The 7,965-nt window shown below is 47.2% G+C and carries 8 protein-coding genes; 2 read left to right on the forward strand and 6 right to left on the reverse strand.

What is annotated here, in order from left to right:
- Nucleotides 1-74: 74 nt before the first annotated feature.
- Nucleotides 75-857: a helix-turn-helix domain-containing protein gene (locus tag AC1DUA_RS14200; RefSeq protein ID WP_477500384.1), complete on the reverse strand. Its 783-nt coding sequence runs from the start codon at nt 855-857 to the stop codon at nt 75-77.
- A gap of 121 nt (nt 858-978) precedes the next feature.
- Here AC1DUA_RS14200 and AC1DUA_RS14205 point away from each other — a divergent pair, with 121 nt between their 5' ends.
- Together AC1DUA_RS14205 and AC1DUA_RS14210 are read left to right on the forward strand one after the other, a co-directional pair.
- The gene (locus AC1DUA_RS14205; protein ID WP_477500385.1) at nt 979-3,225 is read left to right on the forward strand and encodes an FAD-dependent oxidoreductase; all 2,247 of its coding nucleotides are present in this window, start codon (nt 979-981) and stop codon (nt 3,223-3,225) included.
- Nucleotides 3,226-3,423: 198 nt separating this feature from the next.
- On the forward strand, nt 3,424-3,603 hold the full coding sequence (locus AC1DUA_RS14210) for a hypothetical protein (protein WP_477500386.1): 180 nt from the start codon (nt 3,424-3,426) through the stop codon (nt 3,601-3,603).
- Between the two features lie 311 nt (nt 3,604-3,914).
- Here the strand turns inward: AC1DUA_RS14210 and AC1DUA_RS14215 are convergent, their stop codons facing one another.
- From AC1DUA_RS14215 to AC1DUA_RS14235, 5 genes are all read right to left on the reverse strand, one after another.
- Nucleotides 3,915-4,124: a hypothetical protein gene (locus AC1DUA_RS14215; protein ID WP_477500387.1), complete on the reverse strand. Its 210-nt coding sequence runs from the start codon at nt 4,122-4,124 to the stop codon at nt 3,915-3,917.
- Nucleotides 4,125-4,223: 99 nt separating this feature from the next.
- Complete coding sequence (locus AC1DUA_RS14220) at nt 4,224-5,114, reverse strand: M14 family metallopeptidase (protein ID WP_477500388.1); 891 nt, start codon at nt 5,112-5,114, stop codon at nt 4,224-4,226.
- Nucleotides 5,115-5,244: 130 nt separating this feature from the next.
- Complete coding sequence (racE, locus tag AC1DUA_RS14225; protein ID WP_477500389.1) at nt 5,245-6,054, reverse strand: glutamate racemase; 810 nt, start codon at nt 6,052-6,054, stop codon at nt 5,245-5,247.
- A gap of 114 nt (nt 6,055-6,168) precedes the next feature.
- Nucleotides 6,169-7,152, reverse strand: coding sequence for a polysaccharide deacetylase family protein (locus tag AC1DUA_RS14230; RefSeq protein WP_477500390.1), 984 nt, complete (start codon nt 7,150-7,152; stop codon nt 6,169-6,171).
- Between the two features lie 85 nt (nt 7,153-7,237).
- On the reverse strand, nt 7,238-7,657 hold the full coding sequence (locus tag AC1DUA_RS14235) for a disulfide oxidoreductase (RefSeq protein ID WP_477500391.1): 420 nt from the start codon (nt 7,655-7,657) through the stop codon (nt 7,238-7,240).
- Nucleotides 7,658-7,965 lie beyond the last annotated feature (308 nt).

Genomic DNA, 7,965 nt, shown 5'->3' on the forward strand with positions numbered 1-7,965 from the left:
GGGCAGGTTTCCTACGACCGGGCCATAAACATAAAAGCTCATCCTTCCAACATGGAAAGATGAGCTTTTATGCATTAAACCCGATACATGCTGCGGTACACCGATGGAGCCATTCCGATTTTCTGTGTAAACACGCGGCTCAGATAAAAACCGTTCTCAAATCCACAATTTCCAGCGATGGCATCTAGTGTCAAGGTCGATCCCTCCAACAAATGGCGCGCTCTTGTTAAGCGCAATTCATTCAGAAATTCAGACGGTGTTTGCGAGAAAGCTCTGCGAAACCTTCGCGTAAGCTGCACGGGAGTAAGCCCCAGACTCTCAGCCAAGTCCAACATAGATAAGCTTCCGTATGCGTGATCCGTCAAGTATTTGCGCGCTTTTTCCATCAAAATATCGGTTTCTGTGATGAGAACGTCTTTGAGCTCACGTTCAATCGTTACCAATCGAAACATATCACTGAGCATGTGCTGCTTATGCCGTGTGCTCTCTTCGTCCCAACCCGGCAGTTTCTTCAAATAGTAATAATTCGAGGCCAATCTTTCTATATCCTTAATGATGAGCTTCCCTCTCCAACTGTTTGCGTCCTCTGATGTAGGTTCTGACAGCCACACGAATTGCAGAAAATGAAAGGACAGCGGCTCCAATGTCCTTCTTCGAAAGCCAATATGAGGTGGACAGATAACGAAGTCGCCGAATCCCGCTTCTCCCTTATGCTCCCCGATTCCATAGACGAATCTACCCTCTTCCACGGCAAATAACGTCCAGCAAGGATAGGTGTCCTCCTTGTACATAAACTCATTTTTGCGATGCCAATAGACATGGGAGATGAGTTTTACCGCCACATCACGAAAAGCCATATCCCCATCCCCTTAATATGAAATAAAGTATATGCTTATTGTAACTAACTGCATGTTCAATGGGAATAGAATATTTTACAATGAAATCAAAGATATTCTACTAACTAGTGAGGTGCTGGTCATGAAACACGAAATCGTTACATCCGACATCACCGTTGTCGGCGGGGGGTTAGCCGGTGTATGTGCCGCAATCGCAGCCGCCAGATTAGGTCAAACTGTTTCACTTGTTCAAAATCGCTCTGTACTTGGCGGCAATTCCAGCAGTGAAGTACGCGTGTGGGTTTGTGGAGCTACTTCCCATGGGCTTCATCGGTATGCGCGTGAAACCGGTATCATGGGTGAAATGTTCGTTGAGAATCAATACCGCAATATCGATGGAAATCCCTATCTATGGGATCTTATTGTGCTCGAAAAAGTAAAAGCCGAGAAAAATATTACCCTCTTTTTGAATACAGATGTTCATGAAGTTGATGCAGACGGGGACGAACATTCCCGAACTATCCGATCCGTTACAGGCTGGATGATGGGCTCGGAACGCCGCATCCGCTTCGACAGTCGCGTATATCTAGACTGCACAGGCGACGGGCTCGTCGGTTTCCTAGCGGGCGCGAAGTTCCGTATTGGCCGTGAAGCGCAAGAGGAGTTTAATGAAGAATGGGCACCTCTCGTGCCAGATGATATTACTTTAGGAAGCACCCTTCTCTTCTATACCAAAGATGCAGGCCGACCAGTGAAATACATTCCGCCAAGCTTCGCGAAGGATATTACCCAAACCACGATTCCCATGAAACGGGTTATTCGCAGCGGAGATAATGGTTGCGCTTACTGGTGGATAGAATGGGGCGGCGAAATGGATACGGTTCATGATAATGAAAAAATCCGTGATGAACTATCTTCCGTGATCTATGGGATTTGGGATTATATCAAAAACTCCGGTAAATTCGAAGCCCAGAACCTCACGCTAGAATGGATCGGTTCCGTCCCGGGCAAGCGGGAATATCGTCGTTTCGTAGGGGACTACGTGTTGAACCAAAACGATGTCATCACGCAGGAGCTATTCGAAGACCGCGTCGCCTTCGGCGGCTGGTCGATTGACTTACATCCACCGCAAGGCATGTACGCTACGGCAAAGGGCTCCAAACATATGCATGTGGACGGCAGCTACCACATTCCGTTCCGTTCCCTCTATTCGGTCAATACGACGAATATGCTCATGGCTGGGCGCAATATCAGCGCGTCCCATGTTGCCTTTGGCACGACGCGCGTCATGGCGACTTGCGCCGTCATCGGCGAAGCCGCAGGCACTGGCGCTGCCCTCTGCGCAGCGAAGGGCATCTCCCCTCGCGAGCTGCATGGCAGCCATCTGAGCGAGCTGCAGCAAATGCTGCTGCGGCAGGATGCCTCCGTGCTCGGGATCAAGAACGCAGACGCGACTGACCTCGTGCTTAGCGCGTCCTTGACAGCGTCCAGCACATTGAGCCAGCTGGCTGTTGAGAAATCCGTATCGGTGTATCCACTTACTGATAGTGCAGCACTTCTCGTACCCGTAGATCCGCATATCGAAGGCTTGGAGCTGCTGCTTGACGCTTCGGAGCATACGGAGTTATCCGTTGAGTTATGGAGCACGGGCAAGCCGCAGAACTATGTCCCGCATACGCAAGTAGCAGCCGTTCAAGTAGCCGTCTCCCAAGGATCAGAGCAGTGGATTCATGTTCCGATAGCTTGGCACCCGGATACCGCTCAAAACGCATTTATTATTTTACGCAGCAATCCTGCACTATCCGTTCATAAGTCCGACAAGCTGCAGTCTGGCGTCCTTGGACTCAAGCACAAAGATAATAGCAATTCCGCAGATTATGGTGACACGACGCCGAACCAGCCTGTTGTTGATTGGACGCCTGGGGAATTCAACCGCAAGATGATCTGCTTCCGACTGCTCTCGCCTACTTCGGCTTACTCAGCAGATAAAGCAGCTAATGGCTTTAAACGCCCCTATGGCGGCCCAAACATGTGGTCTTCAGCTCGTATAGAAGCTGATAAACCGGAATGGCTGGAAGTCAGCTGGCCGCATGAAGTGCCGATCCGCAGCGTACAGCTTACACTGAATGATGATGTCCATGAGGATCTAATTAATTTGCATCATCATCGGACAGAGTTCGAGGTTATTCCTGAGTTGGTTAAAGACTATAAGCTGCAAGCCTTCACTCACGGAGAGTGGAAAACTGTGGCTGAAGAACTTAACAATCACACGCGGCGACATACTCATACCTTCCCTGAAACCGTAGTAACCAGTCGCTTGCGCCTACTTGTAGAGTCAACCAACGGTGCTGAGCGAGCTGAAATCGTAGAAATTCGCTGCTACAGTTAATAGCAAAAAGCGCGCAAAATGGCCTAGCATATGCTGCCGTTTCGCGTGCTTTTTTCTTTGCCGCCGGGCTTGGTTTCCGACAATCTTTTTCTATAAATAGGTCTTAATAACCCTTGTTTAACCTTACATGATATGTTATATTAAAAGTGCGCCAAATCAAGATTTCCTCTTCAAAAAGTTGACATAGGAGTGATGAAAATGAATCAAAATTCTGTTCAGATTCCTCAAGGTGAAGAGATCATTTATGTAGAAATGACTGTTAAGGAAGCGCTTGCATTAACAGGTGCAAAGTTCAACCAAAACCACAAATTAGAGACAGATGCCATCAAAAAGGTGAAACAACGTCTTGCAGATAAGCTGCTTCCTCCAAACCATTAATCGTACTCAATGTCTTCGCATACAGGGCCCAACAAACGATAACCATCGTCTGTTGGGTTTTTATTTTTCACCTAAGCCGTATCAAAATCAACCAACTGATCATAATAATCACGCGCTTTCCAACAACGATGAGCAAGGAGGAACAATCATGTCAGCAGATCATAAACAGCAAGGCCAATCCCGCAAAAATACGACTACGAAAACGCAAGATCAGAAGAGCAATAAAGGACACAAATAAAGGAAGAAATAAAGAAATAAAGAAATAAAGAAAGTCCATGCCTCCTCTTCCAATAGGCGTGGACTTTTTTCGATTAATTGATTTTTCTTCTTGTCAAAATACATGGAACCCCTCTACCAACAGCCCCCGGCTGAGACATTTGCTCCAAATAACGAAGTCCTCTTGTACATTGTGTTTTACAAACCGCGCACGTAGACGACTCCACAATTCTCATCGTATACTGCTCTCTGGAAGACACTACTTTCTTCTTAGCAACCTTGCCCTTACCTTTAGGTGGTGCCATAACCTCGCCTCCCAACCGTCTACTTACTCCAGTATATGAAGTCTGGACAGATCGGTTCTTGAGAAACATGAGAAACAAGGTTATGTTCACTATACTTGTCTAACGGTTAACTGTTTGTAATTCCAGCGCAGTTAGCAGGATCGGGACGATTTCCGCATACAGATCGGCGAAGGATTCTACGGGAAGCGGATTGACACCAACACCTAACTCAACTGTAAATCCAGGCCTTCGGTAATGTTGTATGAACCAATCTTTATACCCTGCATCGCTATCGGTTAATTGCACGGCCTCATAACCGCTGACGATAGCTAATTGTTCGGCAAAAGACTCAGATTCCGGCGGTTCATACCCACGATAATTCCAATAGATCTCTCTGCCTTGGGTATGCAGGGCAACGACAAGCTCAAATGGATGGCTTTCTGTGAACCGCGCAAGTGCTGCAGCCTCAGGCTCAGATAACGGTGTCTCACCGCCATAATCCCGCGGTCCCGGCCCTAACTGCCCTCTACGCTCAGCCTCGTCTTCCCAATGCGCTGGGAACTGATCATTGAGGTCTACGCCCCTGATATTCGCTTTCCAGTTGCTAAAATCAGGCTGTTCTCCGTTCCATTCCAGTAAATTAGCTTGATACGGATGATCAGGGCTGAGGCCATTAAGAACAAGTTCTACGCCATCAGGATTCACCATAGGAACAACCCATAAGGAGTACTCTGAAAGCAGGCGTCTAGTGTTTCTGCCCTGCCATGCCGTTCCTCTGGCATAGGAACAAGCAAGATCCTCCACGAATTGCATAATAAGCGGTGTCGTTATCCACTCATTTGCATGGAACGCTGCATTGACATGGAGCTCTCTAGCCCCCTGACCGATGCGAAGCGCCGGAATGCCTCTGCCCATTACACTTTCCCCTATAACTTCGACATGCAGGAAAGGATAAATCCTACCCAGCCGATTTAATTCATCACACAACGTCTCATACCCGTAACCCAACATACGACCACCTCACAGCTCTTTGATCTCCTACGTAGGTTATGAATATGCCTCCTCCATTAGAATCATGCGGCGTAATGAAGTTAAGTTCGAGTCACGCCCGCAACAAAAAAACAGACCCCTAAGGGTCTATTCAAAAAATAGTAGGCACCTGCCAGACGACAGGTGTAATGGCAATCTGATCTTTGAGCCAGCTTTCCGTAATACGCTTAAATAACGTAGGTTCTCCGCTGCAAAAGAATTGGTGAATCGGCAATATCCCCGATGTCTCCATCCGATCGCGATGGTACAGTATCGTGCTGATCTCTCTCGCCGTTTCGTCCGCAGATGAAATCAATGTTACGTCCGGCCCCATAACCCGAGAGATCGGCTCCATCAGAAAGGGGTAATGCGTACATCCCAATATTAAACAATCAATTGGCTTGCCGACCAACGGCTGAAGCGATTGCGCCACAATCTCCTGCTCTTGCTCTCTGCCAAAAAGCCCTTTTTCCACGAAAGGCGCCAAAAGCGGACAAGGCTCGCTGTACACCTGAATGCTCGGCGAAATTAACCTTAAGGCATGTTCATATGCCTTGCTTTTGATCGTCCCTTCCGTGCCAATAACCCCAACAACCCCGGTTCGCGTATGTTTGATTGCGGCTCTCGCTCCTGGCGAGATAACACCCAATACCGGAATTGAGACATGTTCTCTAATATCTTCTATGGCAACCGCGGTTGCCGTATTACAAGCAATCACAATCATTTTAGGGTTAAATTGAATTAAGTAATCCACAATTTGTCGGGTAAATGTACGTACTTCTACAGCCGATCGCGGACCATAAGGACTTCGAGCAGTATCACCGAAATAGATGACTTTTTCTTGCGGCAGCTGCCTCATGAGTTCTTTTACTACAGTTAATCCTCCGACTCCGGAGTCCAGTACGGCTATCGCTTGCTGCACACCTATCCGCTTCCTTTGCCGGTTAATGAATTTCACAGGCTACATGGATAGAATATGAACGTACAAGCTGAAAGGTACCTAGGCTTACAACCCTGATTATTGGTGGTCGGTCACCTATTTTTTGGGCTGCAAATCATTCACGAGCGCGAATTCATAACCCCGCTTCTTGATTTCTTTACAGATGCGCGCGAGCGCCTGCATATTTTCCAAGGATCCCTGATGCATCAAGATAACATTGCCATCATGCAAGTTATTCATGATATCGTTGTACGGATCCTCGGCACCGTTCTCTCTCGGTTCCCAATCTCGCATAGCAGTTGACCAAAAGACTGAAGTATAACCCATACTGGATACTAAATTTAAGTTATGCATATTGTAGTGACCGTAAGGGAAGCGAAAATATTTCTCGACTTCCTTGCCCGTCAGCTTCTTATATAAGTCTTCAAAATCCGTAATTTCCTTGCGAATTTGGTCATCGCTCAGCTCATTGAAATCTTTGTGCGTCATCGTATGATTGGCAACGAAATGGCCGTCTGCCACAACTCTTTTCAAGTAATCGGGATTTAACTTAATATTGTTTCCTGAGATGAAAAAGTTCGCTTTCACGCCATTTTCCTTCAAGGATTTCAGCATTAAATCGACTTCAATCAGCGGGCCTCCCGCGTCAATTGTTAAGTACACCTTTTTCCCGGTGCCAACCCAAACGGCTTTCTGATCAGCGGTAAAAGATTTCGTTTCTTTCGGAAAATCGGGAACCTGCCCTGTTTTCTTCTTCATGTAATACCACGAGTAAGGGGTCTTGTCCCCTGCGATTGGCTTTGTATTTGTCGCGGCTGCTGCCGGTTTTGCTGATGCGGTTGGACTAGGGGCAGTCGTAGGATGCGGAGTTGCACTCGGAACTACGGATGGCTTAGGAGTCGCTATGGGCTTAACTGTTGGTTTAGGAGTTGGCGTGGGCTCTGCTGCTTTGGTCGTGGCTTGCGGACTTGGTGTCGTTACAGCTTCGGCAGCAGGAGAGAGCAGGCTTTTGTCTGCACAACCGACCAATGTCGCGCTTAAAAGGATCAGCAGTGCAGCACTTTTGGTAATTGATGTCATCTTAGCACCTCGCTTGATTGGAATACGTTCAGTACTCCTTTCGACAGCGCCAGACAAATTACCTGCCTATTTTTGGTACGAGGGTTTATTTCGTAGCTCGGTATGTCAAGAATTGGAGAATAGTAATCAAAATAAAAGCAACACCAGCAAGCATAGGAATCGTAATAAAACCAAGCCAGTTCAAGTAGTCTACGTCACATGGAATTGGCCCGCAGCCCGTTGCGGATTCGTGGAAAACCCCGGATTGGAGCAAGACGTKATAGACGGAAATACAGGCTCCCCAAATCGTCAAGGGTAATACATAAATCGTTAGTTTGTAGTCTCTGCGCACAGCAGCAATCCCCAAGATGACAGCCAGCGGATACATGAGAATACGTTGATACCAACATAGTTTACAAGGTATAAAATGCATGATTTCCGAGAAATACAGGCTCCCTAATGTGGCGATTAAAGCAATCAGCCAGGATAGGTGCATACCGTTTTCTCTTAAAAATTTTTTTGACATTTGTGCTCGTCCTCCCCTTCCCCATTATTATAGAAAAATTTAGGAGGGAAGTCTAACCTTTTGGTGGAAGCGGCGGTGTCATGGATCGTCACTTCGATACTAGGCTACTATTGGGACAAGTAGTGGTGCCATTGGCTTGTCATTTACGCCGATTGCTAGGGCTATTTTCAGCTGCTGAGCCACTTTTGAGCAAATAACTGACATTACTACCGCTAATCCAGTCAATTCTCGGATATTTCGGTAGTTACAGCCGATTTAGATCCAGTTTCTGGTGTTATTCCCTTCACTGGACCGACGCGGCGTGGATT

It is taken from the genome of Paenibacillus sp. 01T422, from assembly GCF_056398785.1.

Coding starts and splice junctions, on each gene's coding strand:
- AC1DUA_RS14200 (WP_477500384.1), bottom strand. CDS start 857: ATGGCTTTTCGTGATGTGGCGGTAAAACTCATCTCCCATGTCTATTGG.
- AC1DUA_RS14205 (WP_477500385.1), top strand. CDS start 979: ATGAAACACGAAATCGTTACATCCGACATCACCGTTGTCGGCGGGGGG.
- AC1DUA_RS14210 (WP_477500386.1), top strand. CDS start 3,424: ATGAATCAAAATTCTGTTCAGATTCCTCAAGGTGAAGAGATCATTTAT.
- AC1DUA_RS14215 (WP_477500387.1), bottom strand. CDS start 4,124: ATGGCACCACCTAAAGGTAAGGGCAAGGTTGCTAAGAAGAAAGTAGTG.
- AC1DUA_RS14220 (WP_477500388.1), bottom strand. CDS start 5,114: ATGTTGGGTTACGGGTATGAGACGTTGTGTGATGAATTAAATCGGCTG.
- AC1DUA_RS14230 (WP_477500390.1), bottom strand. CDS start 7,152: ATGACATCAATTACCAAAAGTGCTGCACTGCTGATCCTTTTAAGCGCG.